The organism is Intrasporangium sp., from assembly GCF_035688975.1.
Lineage (GTDB): Bacteria > Actinomycetota > Actinomycetes > Actinomycetales > Dermatophilaceae > CALMNV01.
In genome coordinates this window covers 1-19,399 of record NZ_DASSMH010000005.1, presented here as the reverse complement: position 1 = coordinate 19,399, position 19,399 = coordinate 1, and the positions used below count along the sequence as shown (strand labels likewise).

Sequence of the window (19,399 nt, the reverse complement as noted above, 5' to 3'; positions counted from 1 at the left end):
GGCCACTCGACGAGGTAGGGCCCGCACGAAACTGGCCACTCGACGAGGTAGGGGCCCGCACGAAACTGGCCACTCGACGGGGCGGGTGGACGGCCCCCGAGACCCCGCTCAGGTGACCTCCGCCGCAGTCAGCGGCCCTGCTGCGCGACCGCCTCGGCCGCTGCCCGCGCCGCCTCGGGATCGAGGTAGCGGCCGCCCACCTTCACCGGACGGAAGTCGTCGTCGAGCTCGTAGACGAGCGGCATACCGGTCGGGATGTTGAGGCCGGCGATGTCGTCGTCGGAGATCTCGTCGAGGGTCTTGACGAGCGCGCGCAGCGAGTTGCCGTGCGCGGCGACGAGCACCACCTTGCCGGCGCGCAGGTCCGCCTGGATCTCGCCCTGCCAGTAGGGCAGCATGCGGGTGACGACGTCCTTGAGGCACTCGGTGCGCGGCATCGAGTCGTCGAGGTCGGCATACCGCGGGTCGCCCGTCTGGGCGTACTCGTCTCCGGGGTCGATGGGCGGCGGCGGGGTGTCGTAGGAGCGGCGCCACAGCATGAACTGCTCCTCGCCGTACGCCTCCAGCGTCTGCTTCTTGTCCTTGCCCTGCAGCGCCCCGTAGTGCCGCTCGTTGAGCCGCCAGTCCCGCTTGACGGGGATCCAGTGCCGGTCGGCGACGTCGAGCGAGATGTTCGCGGTCGTGATCGCCCGGCGCAGCAAGGAGGTGTGCACGACGTCGGGGTGCAGGCCCTCGGCGCGCATGAGCTCCCCGGCCCGCACCGCCTCCGCCCGGCCCTTGTCGGTGAGGTCCACGTCGACCCAGCCGGTGAAGAGGTTCTTGGCGTTCCAGTCGCTCTCCCCATGACGGACGAGCACGAGCGTGTAGGTCATGGCGGCCACCCTATCGGGGGTCACCCTCGAGCAGATGGCGGAAGGCCTCGAGGTTGGCCGTCGACTCGCCGCGCGAGACCCGCCAGGCCCACTCCTTGCGCATCGAGGTGAGGAAGCCGAGCACGAGCAGCTCGTTGAAGGCCGCGTCGGCGGCGGCCAGCACGACCCCGAGGAGCTCGTCGAGCCGCCGCTCGTCGACGGCCTCGTTGGGCAGCTGGCCCCGCACGTAGACGTCCCCGTCACCGTCCACGGCATACGCCACTCCCGCGAGCCGGAGGTTGTGCCGCAGCAGGTAGCGGTAGAACTCCTCGTGGTTCTCGTCCGGGTTGCGGATGACGAAGGCGGACACGCTCGTCGTGCGGTCCCGCACGAGCAGGGACACGACGGTCCGCTGCTTCTGGTCGCCGGGCAGCGTGACGACGTACTCGCCGTCGCGGTGGCCGAGCTCCCAGTCGAGGTCGACCGAGTCGAGGTATGCCGTGAGCCGGGCCTGGGTGTCGGCGCGCGCCGGTCCGGGGACGTCCGCGGCGGGGCGAAGCGATGGCACGGCGGCGAGGCCGATGTCGCCGGGCTTGTTCACGGGACCACCGCCGTCGGGACGTCGACGAGGTCGGTCGCCTCGTCGAGGGGGGATGAGGACCGCTCGGAGATGGCCTGGCGGTAGACCGTGAGCAGCCGCTCCGTCGTGGCGCCCCAACCGTACTGCGCGGCGTGCGCCACCGCCCGGGCACCCAGCTGCGCCCGGCGCCCGTGGTCGGCGAGCAGGCCCCCGACGGCATCCGCCCAGTCGGGCACCAGGTGGCCACGGACGAGGACGCCGGCGTCGCCGACCGCGGTCGGCAGGCCGCCCACGTCGGCGGCCACGACGGGCGTGCCGCACGCCTGCGCCTCGATCGCGACGAGCCCGAACGACTCGCTGTGGCTGGGGACGACGACGACATCGGCGGCGCGGTACCAGTCGGCGAGGACCTCGCGGGCCACCGGCCGGATGAAGCGGACGACGTCGGCGACGCCGAGGTCACGGGCGAGTCGCTCGAGCTCGTGCGGCCGGGCCAGGCCCGTGCCGCTCGGCCCGCCCACGACGGCGACCGAGAGCGTATGCCGCCGGGCGGGGTCGCGGGCGAGGAGCTCGTGGGCGACCCGGATGAGCAGGTCCGGTGCCTTGAGCGGCTGGATCCGCCCCACGAAGAGGAGCAGGTCGCCGTCGGGGGCAAGCCCCAGCGCCTGGCGCGCGGCCGTCTTGGCGCCCGGGGTGAAGGTCCGCAGGTCCACTCCCGGGGGCACGACGGAGACCTTGGCCGGCGGCGCGGCATACAGCTCGACGAGGTCGCGCGCCTCGTCCTCGGTGTTGGCCACAAGCCGGTCGGCGGCCTCGACGACCTGCACCTCGCCGATCTCCCGGCCCGACGGCTCGGGCACGTCACCGTCGGCCAGGTGCCGGTTCTTGACCCGGGCCATCGTGTGCATGGTGTGGACGAGGGCGGCGCGCCAGCGGTCGGCGGCGAGCCAGCCGACCTGGCCCGAGAGCCAGTAGTGGGAGTGCACGACGTCGTAGTGGCCCTCCGCGGCGGCGAGGCCGGTGCGCAGGGTGCCGGCGGCGAAGGCGCACAGCTGACCGGCCAGCTCCTCCTTGGGCAGGCCCTCGTAGGGGCCGGCAGGCACGTGCCGCACCAGGACTCCCGGGACGAGCTCCGCCACGATCGGCAGGTCGGCGCTCGTGCGTCGGGTGAAGATCTCCACCTCGGTGCCGCGCGCCGCCAGCTCCTTGGAGACCTCGACGACGTAGACGTTGAGGCCGCCCGCGTCGCCGGTGCCCGGCTGGTCGAGCGGCGAGGTGTGCACGCTGAGCATCGCCACCCGCTTCGGATCACCCCGCACGCGGCCTCCTGCTTCGCCCGACCCATCCCGTCGCTGCGTCAACGACGGCGATGTGCATCCGATTCCCGCCGCTCGGTAGGGTGCCACCCGTGCTGGCCGGACGACCTGTGGGGACGATCACCCGGGGGACGACCCACCCGAACCGGCTGCGCCGCTGTGACCGCTGGCTCGCCGGGCCGGTCGCGCGGCGCCTGCGCCGGGCCGGCGCCGCACCGGTGGTGGTCGACCTCGGCTACGGCGCCTCACCCGTGACGGCGGTCGAGCTGCACGACCGACTGCGGGCCGTCCGGTCCGACGTGCGGGTCGTCGGCATCGAGATCGACCCCCTGCGCGTGGCCGCCGCCAGATCCCTGGAGCGCGACGGCCTGACCTTCCGCCGCGGCGGCTTCGAGGTGCCGCTCGAGCGCGGCACGCGACCGGTCGTCGTGCGCGCCTTCAACGTGCTGCGGCAGTACGACGAGGACGAGGTGCGGGCCGCGTGGGGCCAGGTGCAGGCGCGGCTCGCGCCGGGTGGGGTGCTTGTCGACGGCACGTGCGACGAGGTCGGCCGACGCGCCTCGTGGGTGGCCGTGGAGCCGGCCGGGCCGGTCAGCCTCACCGTGTCGCTCCGGCTGGGGGGCCTCGGGCGGCCCTCCGACGTCGCCGAGCGGCTGCCCAAGGCGCTCATCCACCGCAACGTGCCCGGCGAGCCGGTTCATGCCTACCTCGCCGACCTGGACCGGGCCTGGGCGTATGCCGCCCCGCATGCGGCGTGGGGAGCCCGGCAGCGCTTCCTCGCGGCAGCCCGCGCGGTTGCCACGGACTGGCCCCTGCTCGACGGCCCCCGGCGCTGGCGCCTCGGGGAGATCACCGTCGCCTGGGACGCCGTGGCGCCCGCCTGAAGGGGACGCCGTGGCGCCCGCCTGAAGGGGACGCCGTGTCGCCCTCGTGAAGGGGGCGCCGTGGGGTCCCCCTGGCGGACCCCCAGGGGCGCCCGCGGGGGCGGCGCACCCACGGGGCGCGCGCTCTGCTACCGGGCGCCGTGCTCGCCGTCGAGGTCCTGGCGCGCGTAGTCGTCGTGCAGGCGGTGGATGTCCGCCTCGTCGAAATGCCCGAAGGCCACCTCGAGCAGCCGACCGGGCCGGTCGCCCGAGTTGCCCATCCGGTGAGTGGCGCCGCGCGGGACCCACACCGTCTCGCCGGGCTGGGCCGTCCAGTGCCGGTCGTCGACGGTGATGTCGATGGGCACGTCGAGGATGGCCCACATCTCGCCGCGGTGGTCGTGCTGCTGCAGCGAGAGGCGGTGGCCCGGCTGGACGGTGATGATCTTGACGGTCACCTGCTCGTTGGAGACGAACTGCTGGAACGTGCCCCACGGCCGCTCGGCGAGGAAGATGTCGCGGGTCGGGTCGCGGTGACCCCGGTCGTACTCGTCCAGCGTGTGCGCCGGAGCGCCGTCGTGGACGTGGTTGGTCGGGCGGGTCGGCATCGGCTCCCCATCGGGTCGGCTGGGCGGGACGGGCAGGTGCTCGGCAGGGTCAGCCACCCGCGGCGGCGTCACCACCGGCGTCCCGAGCTCCCGCCGCGCCCACGCAGCTCGAGGACCGCGGGGCGCACGTCGGCGAGGTAGACCGCCGACCCGACGAATGCCGCCAGCCCGAAGATGTTGAGCACGTTGAAGACCGTCACGATGCCCACGGCGAGGCAGAGCGCCAGGACCAGCAGCCAGAAGGTGCGGGTCCGCTTGCCGGCCGCCACGTAGGCCGCGTCGGGGTGGCGCAGCGCGTCGACGAAGGCGAAGGCCTCGCATCCGAGTGCGCCGAGACCCAGCGCCGTGAGGACGACGGACTGGAAGCTGCTGAACAGGCCCATACCCGTCAGCGTAACGGTCGAGCGGAGCGAGCACTGCCGACCTGACGACTTCGCGGGGGTCCCGCTCAGGCGTCGACGACGAGCGTGACGGGTCCGTCGTTGGTCAGCGAGACCGCCATCATCGCCCCGAAGCGCCCGGTCGCCACCTCGATCCCCCGCTGACGCAGCGCCGCCACGAGCTGGTCGACGAGGGGCTCGGCCACCGGCCCGGGCGCGGCGCCGCTCCACGAGGGGCGGCGGCCCTTGCGGGTGTCGGCGTGCAGGGTGAACTGGCTGACGACGAGCACCGGCGCGCCGACGTCGGCGACGCTCTGCTCGTCCCGCAGGATCCGCAGCTCCGCGATCTTGCGTGCCATCCGCGCGACCTGCTCGGGCCCGTCAGCCACGGCCACGCCGACGAGCGCGAGGAGGCCGGGTCGGGTGATCTCGCCGACGACCTCGCCGTCGACCTCGACCCGCGCCTGCGTGACCCGCTGGAGGACGGCTCGCACGTCAGTGCCCGGTCACCGACGGGTTCACACGCCGACGGCGACGACCGCGCCGACCGGCTCCCCGTGCCCGAGGACGGGCTGGTCCTCGAGCACCTCGAGCACGTCGGGCGCTCCGACGCCGATGCGGCGCAGCACCGCCGCGAGGAGCACCGAGCGGGCGCGCGACCCGCCGTCGGCCACCTTGACGGCCACGCCACGGCCGTCCCTCAGGCCCACGGCATACACCGCCTCCGCGCCGTCCTTCGCGACCAGCCCGTCCACGCCGCGGATCAGGGCGGTGACGTCGCGCCCTGTGCCGCCGACATACTCGGGGTGGCGGCGGATCGCGGCGGCGACCTTGGCCTCCGGGCCCGCGGTGGCCGCCGCGAGCCGGCCGAAGGCCCGGGCCAGCGCGGTGAGCGGGACGGCGTGGATCGGCGCGCCGCAGCCGTCGACGGCGACCGCCGCGATGTGGGCGCCCGTGAGGTCGCGCATGGTGTCGGCGATGGCGCGCTGGAGCGGGTGCCCCGGGTCGCGGTAGGTGGCTCGGTCCCAGCCGTTCGCGGCGCAGGTGACCAGCATGGAGGCGTGCTTGCCGGAGCAGTTCTGGGCAATGGCCTGCTTGGGCCGGCCGCTGGTGATCCACGCGATCCTGGCGGCCTCGTCGAAGGGATAGTCGGGCGTGTTCTGCAGCTCGGTCTCTGCCAGGCCGGCCTGCTCGAGCAGGTCGCGCACCGCGGCGACGTGGAAGTCCTCCCCCGAGTGGCTGGCGCAGGCGAGCGCGAGCTGCGCGCCGTCGATCGGAAGGCCGCTGCGGACCATCGCCACCGCCTGCAGCGGCTTGCTGGACGACCGCGGGAACACCGGGCCACCCGCGTCGCCGACCTCGAGCTCGACGCTGCCGTCCGGCGCCGTGACGACGGCGGTGCCGCGGTGCACGCCCTCGACGAACCCGGAGCGCACGACGTGGGCGACCACGGGCGCGCCGGTGAGGGCGGTCGAGACGGGCGCGGGGCTGGTTCGGGGCACCGCCGCAGTATGCCGCAGGGCCGCCACCGAGGTGACGGCCCTGCGGGCGGGTGCATCGGCGGCGTGCGGGATAAGCGCCGCCGCAGCTCAGCTGTCGCTGCGCGGCGACTCGCCGGACGGCGTGGAGGCGGACGACTTCGCCGTCCCCGTCTTGGCGGTGGAGCGCGTCCCGGCGCGCTTGCTCGCGCGCTTGGCCGTGGTGCCCGTCGACGCGCCTGAGGTGCTCGCGGAGGCGCTGGTGGACTTCGCCGCCCGGCGGGACGTGCTGGCGGCGGACTTCGCAGCCTTGGTCGCGGACGCTGTGGACCGGCTCGCCGACGCGGCCCGCTTGCGCGTCGTGCCGGCACCCTCGGCGGAGTCGGTGGAGCGCTTGCGCGCGGAGCTGCGCGCGGCCACCTTGCGGGTGGTGCGGGCCTCGGTCTCGTTGGCCTTGCGCGTCGCGGCGGCCTGCTTGGCCGACATGCTGCGCGCCTGCGCCTGCTCCTCGGGCGTTCGCTCGACCTCGACGGGCCCGGCGGCCCGCTCGACGGCCGCGGCCGACCGGCTCACCTGCGCGCCGACGGCCGAGGCGTCGTCGGAGACGGCGTCCCGGACGGCCCGCGCGACCTTCTCCCCCTCGCTCGCCGCCGCGTTCGCGACGTTGCGGCCGCGCTCGAACGTCGCCTCCGTCTGCTCGCTCAGCCCGCGGACGGCCTTGGCCTCCTGGGCACGAAGGTCCGTCACGATCTTCTCGCCACGGGCGGCCGCGGCGTCGTACTGGTCCTTGGCGTTGCTGGCGACGAGGAGGCTCTGGTTGAGCAGGGCGACCGGGATGTCCTGCGCCTGGGTGAGGAGGCGGTCGGCATACTGGGCGGCGAGCCGCTGCAGCTCGGCCGTCCTGCGCTGGAGGTCGGCGACAAGCTTCTTCAGCTCCTTCGCCTCCTTCTTCGCGCCCTTGCGCACGTCCAGCTGGGCGGCCTGGCGGCGGGCCGCGTCGAGCTGCTCGCCCGCGGCGCGGACCGTGTCGACGGCCATGTTGGCCGCGCCGACGACGGCATAGAACGGAGTGGGGTCGACGTTGACCTCCGGCAGCGTCCGGTCGAGCGTGCCACGGACGTCGGCGACGGCGGTGTTCGCCTGCTCCTGGGCGTCCTTGACGGCCTTGGCGATCTTCTTGGGCAGGGCCATTGCGGTCTCCTTCTGGGTCACCCGCCGGAACGGGCACCGACCGGGGAGGTCCCGGTGCGGTTGGTGGTCTCTGAAGCCCCGTCAGCGCCGACGAAGGACTTGTAGATCTCGACGAGCACGCCCCGCTGCCGGTCGGTGAGGGCCGGGTCGGCGGAGATGGCGGAGAGGACGTCCGAGGAGGCGGCCGGGCCGGTGCCCGGTTGGGGGACCCGCTCGTCGAGGATGCCCGCCCGGACGTAGAGCGACTCGGCGGACACCTGCAGCCCCCGCGCGATCTGCTGCAGGATCTCGGCGCTCGGGCGCTTGAGCCCGCGCTCGATCTGCGACAGGTAGGGGTTGGAGATGCCCGCCATCTCGGCCAGCTGGCGCAGGGACAACTGGGCGCTCTCGCGCTGCTCGCGCAGGTAGGCCCCGAGATCCGGTAACGGCAGCTTGCTCACGCAGTCATTGTGCTTGCTGCAGTTAGCAAAATGCAAACTCCCGGCAGCAGGTGCGTACGGAACTGGCCACTCGACCAGACCTCCCCCCGCTCCACCCCGTCGAGTGGCCACTTCCGCACAGCCCCAGCGCACCAAACTGGCCACTCGACCAGAGCTCCGCCCCCTCCACCCCGTCGAGTGGCCACTTCCGCACGCTCTCAGCGCGCGCGGCGGTCCTTGACTGCGAGGAGCTCACGGGCACCGGCGCACGACAACGGGGGCCGCTGCAGGAGCGTGGCCAGCTGAGCCGCGCGGGCCACGAGCTCTCGGTTGTGCGTGACCGGCTGGCCCTTGGCGTAGACGAGGTTGTCCTCCATGCCGACCCGCAGGTGTCCGCCCGCTGCGAGGGCGGTGGCGGCGATCGGCAGGTGGGTGCGGCCGATCCCGGTGGCGGACCAGCTGGTCACCTCAGGCGGCAGCATCGCGACGGCCGCGAGGAGCGTCTGGGGCGTGCCCGGCATACTGCCCGGCACGCCGAGGACGAGGTCGGCGTGCACCTTGCCGCCGTAGGGCAACCCGCACTCGTCGAGCAGGCGCCGCAGGGCATGCACGTGGCCGAGCTCGAACAGCTCGAACTCCGGCACCACCTGCCGCTCCTGCGCCTGCCGGTAGAGCTGCACCATGAAGCCCCACGGGTTGAGGAAGACGGCGTCGCCGAAGTTGGTCGTGCCGCAGGTCAGGGAGCACGAGTCGGGGTCGGCATCCAGCACGGTGAGTCGCTGCTCAAGGGGGTCGGTGACGCTGCCGCCGGTCGAGAGCTGCACGATCAGGTCGGTGGCCTCGCGCACCCCCACCACGGCCTCGCGCAGCAGACCGGGGTCGAGGGTCGGCTCGTGCCGCTCGTCGCGCACGTGGAGGTGGATCATGGCGGCCCCCGCCCGCTCGCACGCGACCGCCGTCTCGACGAGCTCCTCCGGGGTGGTCGGCAGGGCCGGCACGTCGGCCTTGGCGCTCTCCGCGCCGGTCGGGGCCACGGTGATGAGGGTGCTCCCGGCGGCGGGTGCGGTGCTCATGACGCCATCCTGCCCCGTGGCCCCCCGGCCTGGGGGGTGAGGGGGTCGAGGGGTCAGGGGGCGACGATGACCGTCTGCGCCGCGCTCGTGCCATCGACGACGAGCTCTGCCTCGGGGTCGGTGCTGCGCTTGATGAGCGCCAGGGCGATCGGCCCGTCCGTGTGGTGCCGCCCGACCGAGGTGAGGAAACCCACGGCGCGGTCGCCCACCCGGACCTCCGCGCCCCGCGGCGGCAGGACGTGTCCCGAGCCGTCGAGGTGGAGGAAGACCAGCCGCCGGGGCGGCCGGCCGAGGTTGTGGACCCGGGCGACGGTCTCCTGCCCGCGGTAGCAGCCCTTGTGCAGGTGCACGGCCGTGCGGAGCCAGTCCACCTCGTGCACGAGGGTGCGGTGGTCGGTCTCGTGGCCGAGCCGGGGCCGCCACGCCGCGATCCGCAGGGCCTCCTCGGCCCAGACCCCGGCGAGCGGCCGGTCCCCGACTGCGGCGGGCAGCGTGGCCCGGGGCACGAGGACCTCCCGCCATGCGCGGTCGGCGCCCGGGTGTCCCTCGACCGGGCCGTATGCCGCCGAGTCGCCGACGAGGCCGGGCCACGGGTCGCGCCACGCGATGGGCTCGCCGGGCGCGGACTCCGCGTCGTGCGGCTCGCCCAGCACGGCCCACTCGGCCGAGACGTCCGCGACCTCGACGCGCAGCATGAAGCGCATCCGGTCGAGCCAGGCGAGCAGGGCCGCGCCGGCGCCGGGCTCGGTCGTCACCCACGTCCGCTCGCCGTCGTCGACAAGGTGCAGCGAGTGCTCGACGTGGCCCTTGGGAGTCAGGATGAGCGCCTCGCGCGACTCGCGCGGCGCCAGGCCGGTCAGGGCCTGGGTCGTCAGGGAGTGCAGCCAGCTCAGCCGGTCCGCACCGGTGACGGTGAGGACGTCGCGGTGGGAGAGGTCGACGACCGCGAGCCCCTCCTCGAGCAGGCGCTGCTCGCGCATGGGGTCGCCGTAGTGGACGGCGACGGACGCCGACAGCCCGTCGCCGGCGACGGCGCCGGGGCGGTCCAGCAGGGGGCTGCGAGGCATCAGCCGACCCGCTTCAGGGTGGCCGACAGGTGGCTCTGCAGCTCCTGGCCGACGGCGGCCATGTCCATGACCCACAGCAGCTGGGAGTTGACGAGCCCATACATCCGCGACGCCGCGTTGTACTCCTTCGCACCCGGCGAGCGCAGCACGCCGTCGGTGCGCAGCTGGATCTTGGCCGGCTCGACGGAGCCGTAGTAGAGCTCGACGATGCCGGTCGGGTGCGCGAGCAGGAGCTCGACCTCGCCGCCGCCGACGGGACGCCAGAAGCCGGACTCGACGGCGGCCGGGCGCACCCGGGCGCCGTTCTCCGAGTCGAGGATCCACGCCCGGCTCTCCCACTTGAGGAAGCTGCGGCCGTCGTGGGTCACCTCGACCTCCTGGCCGAAGTGGGCCGACTCGATCGTCGGGTAGCCCACGACCCCGACGCCCTCCCACCGGCCGAGCAGCCAGGCCAGCGGGCGCAGCGGCTCGGGGATGTCCGCGTCGAGGGTGAACATGAGCGTCCTTGGGGTTCGTCGGGAGGTCGGTGGACCGGTCCCGATCGTAACGCCGCGCCGCGATGTGCCCCCAGCGAGCCGTCAGGAGACGAGGTCGACCAGGGTCGGGAGCGCGCCGACGGCGAGGACCGAGCCGATGCCGGAGGCGAGCTGACCGCCCCGGGTGAGCCGGGCAGGAGCGGGCCCGACGACCCGGCGGAAGGCCCACGAGACGAGCGCGGCGAGCACACTCAGGGCGCCCGCCTGCCACAGCGGCACCGCCCCGAGGAACGGGCGCAGCAGCAGCGCCGTGACGAGCGCAAGGCCGGCCACGCCGCCGGCGAGCGCGGCGCGCCGGGCCGGGCGGTCCGCCCGGTGCGGCGGGTCCGCCCGGTGCGGCGCGTCGGCCCGTCCTCGGTGTCCACGGCCACGGCGGGCCGCTCCGACGCCGCTCGCGCCGGCGACGAGCTCCGCGAGGACGCCCGCCACGACCGACACCATGGTGACGGCGAGCAGCTGCCGCCCTGCCGACTCGTGGGCCAGCCCGGCGAGGAGCGCGCCGGAGGCCGTGAGCACGAGGCCTCCGAACGAGGCGAGGAGCGTCACCACCAGTCCCTGCCGCCCGGTCCGCCGGCCGATCTGGTGCAGGAAGGACAGCAGGATCCCGAGCGCGGCTGCTCCGGCCACCCACCGGAGCCGTTCGCTGAGCGACCCTGCCACGACGACGAGTCCCGAGACCGCGAGCACGGCTCCCGTGGCTCGAGGCGTCCGGGACCCGGCGACGTGGGGCCACGTGAGGGCGAGCGCCAGCACGAGCACCGCGACGGCGGCGAGCACCGCGGCATACCCCGACCGGGCGGAGCCGAGCACGACGAGCGCGGCGACCGCGGCCGCCAGGGCGGACCCCGCCGGCCACGCCGCGACGGCGGCGGGCCCGGAGGGCGTCGCCGAGCTGCGCGGGCCCGTGGAGCCATCCCGCACGGCCGGCACGTCATCCGAGGCGGGCTGCGTCACGGGCGTCATTGTGTCTCACCCACCGGCGAAGGGCGGCAGGACCTCGAGCGTCACGCCGTCGGCGACGGGGGCCGACCGCTGCGTGGCCCGACCGTCCAGCAGGAGCGACGAGACCGCTGCCACCCGGCCGAGGTCGGGGTGGACGGCGACCGCGGCATCGAGCACGGCCCCGACCGTGTCCCCTGCGTGCGTGTCGGCGTCAAGACCGGCCGCGGCCCGCGCGGCCGCCCAGTATCGGACGGTCACCTGCGCCGTGCGCGGCATACGGACTCTCCTCATCTGGGACACGTCTTAAGGAACGGGCTCGTGGCGGCCCGACCCACCCAGTCTCCCCTATTCTGCCGAGTGATGGCCCGACTCCTGCTGCTCACCAATGCGCTGGCCCCGAGCGCCGAGGTGCTGCCCGCGCTGGGGCTGCTCGCGCATGCCGTGCGCATCCTGCCGGCCGAGCCCACGGCGCTCGTCGACGCGCCGGACTGCGACGTCGTGCTCGTCGACGCCCGGCGGGAGCTCGCGAGCGCCAAGTCGCTCTGCCGGCTGCTGCGCACCACGGGCCTCGCCACGCCCCTGCTCGCCGTCCTCACCGAGGGCGGCCTCGCCGCGCTCACCGCCGAGTGGGGTCTCGACGACGTCCTGCTCGACTCGGCCGGCCCCGCCGAGGTCGACGCGCGGCTGCGGCTGGCCATGTCCCGGGGCGAGGACGACGGCCCCGACCTCGACCTGCCGATCACCTCCGGCGAGCTCACCATCGACGAGGCGAGCTACTCCGCCCGGCTGCGCGGCGAGCCGCTGGACCTGACGTACAAGGAGTTCGAGCTGCTCAAGTACCTCGCGCAGCACCCCGGTCGGGTCTTCACCCGGGCGCAGCTGCTCCAGGAGGTGTGGGGCTACGACTACTACGGCGGCACCCGCACCGTCGACGTCCACGTCCGGCGCCTGCGCGCCAAGCTCGGGCCGGACCACGAGGCGCTCATCGGGACGGTGCGCAACGTCGGCTACCGGCTCGTGCCCGACCGGCCGGCGCCGGCTCCCGGGCCGGCCTCCGCCGACGCCACCTGACGGCTCGCTGCGTCGCCAACCGCCGGGGTGGCCACGCGGCCGCGCCGGCAACACCCCGTGATGGAATGCGCGGTATGCCGCCGACGACCATCTCGCGCCGCGACCACGCCTCGGGGCTGGCGGACACGGAGGCACGCCAGGTCCTCGACCTCGCCGCTCGCACCGCCGCCGCGGACGGCGCGCCGGCCCTGTCGGAGCAGTTCCGGCTCTCGCTCGAGGCGCGGGAGACCGACGGCGTGACCCACCTGCTGGCGTATGCCGGCACGCCGGCTCTCGTGGGCTACGCACAGTGCCGGTCGGCCGCCGACGCCGAGCCGGAGTCCGCCGAGCTCTTCGTCGCCCCGTCGGCGCGGCGGCGGGGAGTGGGCTCGGCGCTGCTCGCGGCGCTGCCGAGCGGGGCGCGGGTGTGGAGCCACGGCGGCGACCCCGACGGCGCCGCCGCCTTCGCGGCCGCCCGCGGCCTACGTCCCGTCCGCTCCCTGCACCTGCTCGGCCGGTCCCTCCGCTCCGGCCCCGCGTGGCCCGAGCCGCGGCTCCCGCAGGGGTATGCCGTGCGCTCCTTCGAGCCGGGGCGCGACGAGGACGCGTGGCTGCGGGCCAACGCCGCCGCGTTCGCGAGCCACCCGGAGCAGGGGTCCTGGGACCGGCACGACCTGCAGCTGCGGATGTCCCAGCCGTGGTTCGACCCGGCCGGGCTCATCGTCGTCGTGCCCGCGGCCGCGCCCGACGACGTCGCCGCCTTCCACTGGACCAAGGTCGACCCCCCGGACGGCAGCCGCGGCGAGGTCTACATCCTCGGCGTCTCGCCCGAGCACCAGGGGCGAGGCCTCGGCCGTGTCGCCACAGTCCTCGGGCTGGAGCACCTGCGCGAGCGGGGACTCGACGACGTCGTGCTCTACGTCGACGAGGACAACCCCGTGGCCCTGCACACCTACCGCACGCTGGGCTTCCAGGGCCTCGAGGTGCACCGGCAGTACTCCCGCTGACCGCCGCCGCTCGGCACCCCCGGCCGGCGGCATACGGCGTCGCCGCCACGGTGCGCGCTCGCGGCACGACGGGCGCGCTTGCGGAAGGACGCGCGCGCTCGCGGAACGACAGTGCCCGGGCGCGCGCGCACGTTGACCGGAAGGTGCCCCGAGGGACGCAAGAGGTCGCCAAAGGGTGCCACGATGGAGCCATGAGCACCGGCAGCCTCGAGCGCACCCACGCCGCGACCGCGCCCGACCACCCCGTCGACGGCGCCGAGGCGGTGAGCTCGTTCGCGAGCACGGTCCCCAACCGCCGCGCCCCCGCCCGCGCCGCCAACGGCCGTTTCATCGGCGGCGTGCACCCGGCCCCCACCGCCGTCGAGGACGAGCTGCCGGTCGACCGTTACCTCGAGCGCGAGCTGTCGTGGCTTCAGTTCAACGAGCGGGTGATGCAGCTCGCCCTCGACCCTCACGTCCCCCTGCTCGAGCGGGCCCGGTTCCTCGCCATCTTCGCCAACAACCTCGACGAGTACTTCATGGTCCGCGTCGCGGGCCTCAAGCGCCGCATCGCGACCGGGCTCGCGGTGCGCACCGCCGCCGGCATCGAGCCGCGAGACCTGCTCGACCGCGTCGCTCGGGTCGCGCACGAGCTCATGCTGCAGCACGCCGCCGTGTTCGAGCACGAGGTCCGGCCGGCCCTCGAGGAGGAGGGCATCACCATCGTCCGGTGGGACGAGCTCGACGACTCCGACCGCGAGCCGCTCCACTGGTTCTTCTCGGACCAGGTCTTCCCCGTCCTCACGCCGCTGGCCGTCGACCCGGCCCACCCCTTCCCCTACATCTCCGGCCTGTCGCTCAACCTCGCGGTGCTCCTCGTCAACCCCAAGACCGGCATCGAGCACTTCGCCCGGGTCAAGGTCCCCCCGAGCCTGCCGCGCTTCATCCAGGTCGCCGAGGACATGGACGTCGAGGTGTCCCGGCACCGCTTCGTGCCGCTCGAGGACGTCATCGCCGCCCACCTGGACCAGCTCTTCCCCGGCATGACCGTGCAGGAGCACTACTCCTTCCGGGTCACGCGCAACGAGGACCTCGAGGTCGAGGAGGACGACGCCGAGAACCTGCTCACCGCCCTGGAGCGGGAGCTGACCCGCCGCCGGTTCGGCCCCCCCATCCGGCTGGAGGTGGCCGACGACGTCGACACCAAGGTCCTCGACATGCTTGCCCGCGAGCTGCAGATCAGCGACCGGGAGATCTACCGGCTGCCGACGCCGCTCGACCTGCGCGGCCTGTTCACCATCGCCGACGTCGGACGCTCCGACCTCGAGTACCCCCGCTTCGTCCCCAGGGCGCACCCCGACCTCGCGCCGACGGAGAGCTCCAAGGCGAGCGACCTGCTCGCCGCGGTCCGGCACAAGGACGTCCTCGTCCAGCACCCCTACGACTCCTTCTCCACCTCGGTGCAGGCCTTCATCGAGCAGGCAGCGCTCGACCCCAAGGTGCTCGCCATCAAGCAGACGCTCTACCGCACCTCGGGAGACTCGCCCATCGTCGACGCCCTCATCGACGCCGCCGAGGCCGGCAAGCAGGTCCTCGCCGTCGTGGAGATCAAGGCCCGCTTCGACGAGGTGAACAACATCTCGTGGGCCCGCAAGCTCGAGGAGGCCGGGGTCCACGTGGTCTACGGCGTCGTCGGCCTCAAGACCCACGCCAAGCTGTGCCTCGTCGTGCGCCAGGAGGCCGAGGGCCTCGTGCGCTACAGCCACGTCGGCACCGGCAACTACAACCCCAAGACCGCCCGGGTCTACGAGGACTTCGGCCTGTTCACGTGCGACCCGCAGGTCGGCGAGGACCTCTCCCGCCTGTTCAACCAGCTCTCCGGCTTCGCCCCGCGCAGCAAGTTCAAGCGCCTCCTCGTGGCCCCCCGGACCGTGCGCACGGGTCTGATCGAGCTCGTCGACGAGGAGATCGAGCGCCACCGCAGGCGCGACAAGGGCGCCCCACCCGGACGGATCGCCGTCAAGGCCAACTCCATCGTCGACGAGGCGGTCATCGACGCCCTCTACCGCGCCTCGCGGGCCGGCGTCCAGGTCGACGTGTGGGTGCGGGGCATCTGCGCGCTGCGGCCCGGCGTCGAGGGGCTGTCCGACAACATCCGCGTCCGGTCGGTCCTGGGCCGCTTCCTCGAGCACTCCCGCATCTTCTGGTTCGAGGGCGGCGGGGACCCGCAGGTCTACATCGGCAGCGCCGACATGATGCACCGCAACCTCGACCGCCGAGTCGAGGCGCTCGTGCGCATCGCCGACCCCGCCCACATCGAGCAGCTGAGGCAGCTGCTCGAGCTCGCCTTCGCCGAGACCACGTCTCGCTGGGACCTCGGCCCGGACGGCCGCTGGGTCCGACACCACCTCGACCACGAGGGCAAGCCGCTCAGCGACCTCCAGGAGACACTCATCGAGCTCCACGACAAGCGCCGCCGCAAGGCACGCCGGCGCTGACGGCTTGCGACCCGAGAGAGACCCGGCAGCCGTGCCATCCGTCATCCCCGCCGCCGGGACCCTGCCGTGGCGTCGGCGCGGCGACCTCGTCGAGGTGGCTCTGGTCCACCGTCCCAAGTACGACGACTGGTCCTGGGCGAAGGGCAAGCTCGACCCGGGCGAGCTGCCCTGCGTCGCCGCCGCCCGCGAGACCGAGGAGGAGACGGGACTGCACGTGGCGCTCGGGATCGCGCTGCCGAGCGCCGAGTACCCGCTCCTCGACGCCGAGGGGGCGCCGGCCCGCAAGCAGGTGCACTACTGGGCGGCCCGGGTCGTCGGCGGCGACGGCCGCCTCGAGCACGAGATCGACGAGGTGGCCTGGGTCGACGTGGCCACGGCTCACGCGCGGCTGGACTACGCCCGGGACCGGCAGCAGCTCCTGGCGCTCGTCCGCGCCTCACGCGACGACATGCTCGACACGTGGCCGCTCGTGCTCGTCCGCCACGGGAAGGCCCTGTCCCGGTCCTCATGGAAGCGCGACGACCGTCGGCGCCCGCTCAACGCCACCGGGCAGGCCCAGGCGCAGACCCTCGCCGGCGTGCTCGCGGCATACGGCATCACCCAGCTCGTCTCCTCGGACTCGCGTCGGTGTGTGCAGACCTTCGAGCCGTATGCCGCCCGCGCCGGGGTCCGCCTCAAGGCCCGGGCGGCGCTGTCGGAGGAGGCCCACGAGCAGGAGCCGGCCGGGGCCTGTGAGCTGGTGACGAAGGTCCTCGCGTCGGGAAGGGCGACCGCCGTGTGCAGCCACGGGCCGGTGCTGCCCGACCTGCTCGGGATGATGGCGCGCCGCGTGGACACGAGCCACCCGCGCGCAGGCTGGCTCGTCGAGGAGCTGTCCGCCGCGGCGGACTCGAAGATGGGCAAGGGGGAGGCGCTCGTGTGCCAGGTCGTGGGCCGCGGCGACCAGGCCCGAGTCGTCTGCGTGGAGCGCATCACGACCTGACGCCGGGCGCCCCAAGACGTCGTGCGCCGTTCACCCGGCGTTCACTCTACCGGCGGTTTCCGTCACTCGCGGCGCCTATCTTCGCCCTTGGAGGCAGGACCCGGCCGTGCCCGGGCCGCCCCGACCAGACTTTTGTGACCTACCCAGTTGAGAGGGACCATCTCGTGTCTGTTTCGCGTGTCCGCGCCATCGGCGCCATCGCCCTCACCGGCGCCCTCGCGCTTTCCGCCTGTGCGTCCGAGGCGTCCGGCCCGGCCGGCAGCGGCTCCGCCGGCGCCGGCGGGGCCACCCCCGCCGGTGGATCCACCGCCGCCGCCGCCGAGTGCTTCGACGGCGACCTCAAGGCGGAGGGCTCCTCGGCCCAGAAGAACGCCATCGAAGAGGCCATCAAGTCCTTCCAGGAGGCGTGCAGCGGCGCGACGATCGACTACGCGCCGTCCGGCTCCGGTGCCGGCATCAAGCAGTTCATCGCCAAGCAGGTCGACTTCGCCGGTTCCGACTCGTCGCTCAAGACGACGGCCAAGGACGGCAAGGTCGAGTCGGAGGACGCCAAGAAGGCCTGCGGCTCCGACGCCTGGAACATCCCCATGGTGACCGGGCCCATCGCGATCTCGTACAACGTCAAGGGCGTGGACAAGCTCGTCCTCAACGCCGACGTCGCCGCCAAGATCTTCGACGGCAAGATCACGACGTGGAACGACCCTGCCATCGCCGCGCTCAACTCGGGCGCCACCTTGCCCGCCACGCCGATCAAGGTCTACTTCCGCTCCGACGAGTCCGGCACGACCGAGAACTTCACCAAGTACCTCAAGGCGGCCGCACCGCAGGCCTGGAGCCACGAGACCGGCAAGAAGTGGACCGGCAAGGGCGAGGGCAAGGAGAAGTCCGCCGGGGTCGCCACGGCCACCAAGGGCCAGGACGGCGGCATCACCTACGTCGAGTGGAGCTACGCGCAGCAGAACCAGCTCCACATCGCGTCCATCGACACCGGCTCCGGACCGGTCGAGCTGACCGGCGAGTCGGTGGGCAAGACCGTCGCGACGGCCAAGCAGAAGGGCACCGGCAACGACCTGGCGCTCGACATCGACTACGCCACCAAGGCGGCCGGGGCCTACCCGATCGTCCTCGTGACCTACGAGATCGTCTGCTCGAAGTACGCCGACGCCGAGCAGGGCAAGAAGGTCAAGGCGTTCCTCAAGCACTTCGCGTCGGACTCCGTGCAGAAGTCGCTCGAGGCCCAGGGCTACGCGCCGCTGCCGACCGAGGTGGCCGCCAAGGTCACCACGGCCGTCGGCGCCATCTCCTGACGCCCGAGGGCGGGGCGGGGGCCGCCGAGGCTCCGCCCCGCCTTCGCGCACCCCTAGACTCGAACAGCCCCTCGACCGCAAAGGCCTGACGTGACCTCAGTGACAGGCGTGTCCGCCGCCGACGAGACACCCGTTCCGGGTCCCGGCCGCGCTCGCGGCCCCCTCCAGGGTGACCGCGCCTCGACCGGTCGCTTCGGCGACCGGCTCTTCGGCGGCACGTCGACCGCAGCCGGGATCACGGTCATCGCGATCGTCAGCCTGATCGCCGTGTTCCTCGTCGTCCAGGCCGTCCCCGCCGTGCTCGCCGACCAGGCGAGCTTCTTCACCTCCCGCGAGTGGGCGCCCGGTGGGGAGCAGCCTCGCTTCGGCATCGTCGAGTTCCTGTGGACGACGAGCGTGTCGTCGACGATCGCCATGTTCGTCGCCGTGCCCGTGGGCGTCGCCGTGGCGCTCTTCCTGACGCAGTACGCCCCGATGTGGATGCGCCGGCCGGCCGCAGCGCTCGTCGACCTGCTCGCGGCGGTCCCCTCGATCGTCTACGGCCTGTGGGGCCTGATCACCTTCGGTCCCTTCGTCAAGCCCATCGAGACCTTCCTGCAGGACCGGCTCGGCTGGCTGCCGGTGTTGGCGCCGACCGGCATCTCGGGGGGCACGATCTTCTTCATCGGCATCGTCCTCGCCATCATGGTCCTGCCCATCGTCACCGCCCTCTCGCGCGAGGTGTTCGACCAGACACCCGTGGCGCACAAGGAGGGGGCGCTCGCCCTCGGAGCGACGCGCTGGGAGATGATCCGCACCGCCGTGCTGCCCTTCGGCCGGCCGGGCGTCATCTCCGCCGCGATGCTGGCCCTCGGTCGGGCCCTCGGCGAGACGATCGCGGTGACCTTCCTCGTGTCGGCGCTGCCGGACGGCGCGAAGTGGACGTGGTCGCTGTTCAACGGGGGTGAGACCTTCGCGTCCAAGATCGCCAACAACGCCGCCGAGTTCAGCAACCCGAGCAAGACCGGCGCCTACATCGCGGCCGGCCTCGTGCTCTTCGTCCTCACCTTCGTGGTCAACAGCGCCGCCCGGGTCGTCATCGAGCGTAGGAAGGCCTTCACCGAATGATCCCGCTCGGCCCCGACCCCTACGTGCCGGATGCCGCCACCGGCGGGTCCGCCACGCCCCCTGCTCCCCGCCGGTCCACCCCGCGCGTCCTTGACCACCGTCAGCGAGGCCGGGCCGTCAAGGACGTCGTGGCCCGGGTGGTCATGTGGGGCGCCTTCGGGCTGG

General features: G+C 73.6%; 21 protein-coding genes. 7 read left to right on the top strand and 14 right to left on the bottom strand.

Annotated elements, in window-relative coordinates:
- Positions 1 to 128 precede the first annotated feature (128 nt).
- Genes VFJ94_RS00390 through mshA form a run of 3 tightly spaced genes read right to left on the bottom strand, consistent with a single transcriptional unit; the run spans position 129 to position 2,750 of the window.
- Complete coding sequence (locus VFJ94_RS00390) at positions 129 to 872, bottom strand: phosphoglyceromutase (RefSeq protein WP_325002185.1); 744 nt, start codon at positions 870 to 872, stop codon at positions 129 to 131.
- 10 nt (positions 873 to 882) lie between these two features.
- On the bottom strand, positions 883 to 1,452 hold the full coding sequence (locus VFJ94_RS00385) for a YbjN domain-containing protein (RefSeq protein WP_414654523.1): 570 nt from the start codon (positions 1,450 to 1,452) through the stop codon (positions 883 to 885).
- Positions 1,449 to 2,750 carry a D-inositol-3-phosphate glycosyltransferase gene (gene mshA / locus VFJ94_RS00380; RefSeq protein WP_325002184.1) on the bottom strand — a complete coding sequence of 434 codons (1,302 nt, stop codon included), beginning with the start codon at positions 2,748 to 2,750 and terminating at the stop codon, positions 1,449 to 1,451. The genes VFJ94_RS00385 and mshA overlap by 4 nt, the downstream gene beginning before the upstream one ends.
- Positions 2,751 to 2,800: 50 nt before the next feature.
- Between mshA and VFJ94_RS00375 the strand changes: the two genes are divergently transcribed.
- Positions 2,801 to 3,631: a class I SAM-dependent methyltransferase gene (locus tag VFJ94_RS00375; protein ID WP_414654522.1), complete on the top strand. Its 831-nt coding sequence runs from the start codon at positions 2,801 to 2,803 to the stop codon at positions 3,629 to 3,631.
- A 128-nt stretch (positions 3,632 to 3,759) separates the two neighbouring features.
- Here VFJ94_RS00375 and VFJ94_RS00370 read toward each other — a convergent pair whose 3' ends face one another.
- The 11 genes from VFJ94_RS00370 to VFJ94_RS00320 all read right to left on the bottom strand — a co-directional run bounded on the left by VFJ94_RS00370 (position 3,760) and on the right by VFJ94_RS00320 (position 11,580).
- The gene (locus VFJ94_RS00370; RefSeq protein WP_325002182.1) at positions 3,760 to 4,218 is read right to left on the bottom strand and encodes a phosphomannose isomerase type II C-terminal cupin domain; all 459 of its coding nucleotides are present in this window, start codon (positions 4,216 to 4,218) and stop codon (positions 3,760 to 3,762) included.
- 68 nt (positions 4,219 to 4,286) lie between these two features.
- Positions 4,287 to 4,601: a DUF2516 family protein gene (locus VFJ94_RS00365; protein ID WP_325002181.1), complete on the bottom strand. Its 315-nt coding sequence runs from the start codon at positions 4,599 to 4,601 to the stop codon at positions 4,287 to 4,289.
- A 65-nt stretch (positions 4,602 to 4,666) separates the two neighbouring features.
- Complete coding sequence (gene dtd, locus VFJ94_RS00360; RefSeq protein WP_325002180.1) at positions 4,667 to 5,092, bottom strand: D-aminoacyl-tRNA deacylase; 426 nt, start codon at positions 5,090 to 5,092, stop codon at positions 4,667 to 4,669.
- A 24-nt stretch (positions 5,093 to 5,116) separates the two neighbouring features.
- Entirely contained in the window at positions 5,117 to 6,100 is a 984-nt protein-coding gene (locus VFJ94_RS00355) for an asparaginase (RefSeq protein WP_325002179.1), read from the bottom strand.
- A gap of 87 nt (positions 6,101 to 6,187) precedes the next feature.
- Positions 6,188 to 7,267 carry a hypothetical protein gene (locus VFJ94_RS00350; protein WP_325002178.1) on the bottom strand — a complete coding sequence of 360 codons (1,080 nt, stop codon included), beginning with the start codon at positions 7,265 to 7,267 and terminating at the stop codon, positions 6,188 to 6,190.
- Positions 7,268 to 7,284: 17 nt separating this feature from the next.
- On the bottom strand, positions 7,285 to 7,707 hold the full coding sequence (locus tag VFJ94_RS00345) for a helix-turn-helix transcriptional regulator (RefSeq protein WP_325002177.1): 423 nt from the start codon (positions 7,705 to 7,707) through the stop codon (positions 7,285 to 7,287).
- 197 nt (positions 7,708 to 7,904) lie between these two features.
- Positions 7,905 to 8,759: a 3-keto-5-aminohexanoate cleavage protein gene (locus VFJ94_RS00340; RefSeq protein ID WP_325002176.1), complete on the bottom strand. Its 855-nt coding sequence runs from the start codon at positions 8,757 to 8,759 to the stop codon at positions 7,905 to 7,907.
- A gap of 53 nt (positions 8,760 to 8,812) precedes the next feature.
- Positions 8,813 to 9,826, bottom strand: a complete 1,014-nt coding sequence (locus VFJ94_RS00335) for a YgfZ/GcvT domain-containing protein (protein ID WP_325002175.1) — start codon at positions 9,824 to 9,826, stop codon at positions 8,813 to 8,815.
- The gene (locus VFJ94_RS00330) at positions 9,826 to 10,323 is read right to left on the bottom strand and encodes an FABP family protein (RefSeq protein ID WP_325002174.1); all 498 of its coding nucleotides are present in this window, start codon (positions 10,321 to 10,323) and stop codon (positions 9,826 to 9,828) included. Before VFJ94_RS00330 ends, VFJ94_RS00335 begins: the two co-directional genes overlap by 1 nt.
- 81 nt (positions 10,324 to 10,404) lie before the next feature.
- A complete protein-coding gene (locus VFJ94_RS00325) occupies positions 10,405 to 11,316 on the bottom strand; it encodes a hypothetical protein (RefSeq protein WP_325002173.1) in 912 nt (303 codons plus the stop codon).
- A gap of 15 nt (positions 11,317 to 11,331) precedes the next feature.
- A complete protein-coding gene (locus VFJ94_RS00320) occupies positions 11,332 to 11,580 on the bottom strand; it encodes a MoaD/ThiS family protein (protein WP_325002172.1) in 249 nt (82 codons plus the stop codon).
- Between the two features lie 84 nt (positions 11,581 to 11,664).
- Here VFJ94_RS00320 and VFJ94_RS00315 point away from each other — a divergent pair, with 84 nt between their 5' ends.
- The 6 genes from VFJ94_RS00315 to pstC all read left to right on the top strand — a co-directional run bounded on the left by VFJ94_RS00315 (position 11,665) and on the right by pstC (position 19,234).
- Positions 11,665 to 12,375, top strand: coding sequence for a response regulator transcription factor (locus VFJ94_RS00315; RefSeq protein WP_325002171.1), 711 nt, complete (start codon positions 11,665 to 11,667; stop codon positions 12,373 to 12,375).
- A 74-nt stretch (positions 12,376 to 12,449) separates the two neighbouring features.
- The gene (gene mshD, locus VFJ94_RS00310) at positions 12,450 to 13,361 is read left to right on the top strand and encodes a mycothiol synthase (RefSeq protein ID WP_325002170.1); all 912 of its coding nucleotides are present in this window, start codon (positions 12,450 to 12,452) and stop codon (positions 13,359 to 13,361) included.
- Between the two features lie 191 nt (positions 13,362 to 13,552).
- A complete protein-coding gene (locus VFJ94_RS00305) occupies positions 13,553 to 15,838 on the top strand; it encodes an RNA degradosome polyphosphate kinase (RefSeq protein WP_325002169.1) in 2,286 nt (761 codons plus the stop codon).
- A 31-nt stretch (positions 15,839 to 15,869) separates the two neighbouring features.
- Entirely contained in the window at positions 15,870 to 16,820 is a 951-nt protein-coding gene (locus VFJ94_RS00300) for an NUDIX hydrolase (RefSeq protein ID WP_325002168.1), read from the top strand.
- Between the two features lie 164 nt (positions 16,821 to 16,984).
- Positions 16,985 to 18,127, top strand: a complete 1,143-nt coding sequence (gene pstS / locus VFJ94_RS00295; protein WP_325002167.1) for a phosphate ABC transporter substrate-binding protein PstS — start codon at positions 16,985 to 16,987, stop codon at positions 18,125 to 18,127.
- 90 nt (positions 18,128 to 18,217) lie between these two features.
- Positions 18,218 to 19,234: a phosphate ABC transporter permease subunit PstC gene (gene pstC / locus VFJ94_RS00290; RefSeq protein WP_325002166.1), complete on the top strand. Its 1,017-nt coding sequence runs from the start codon at positions 18,218 to 18,220 to the stop codon at positions 19,232 to 19,234.
- Positions 19,235 to 19,399 lie beyond the last annotated feature (165 nt).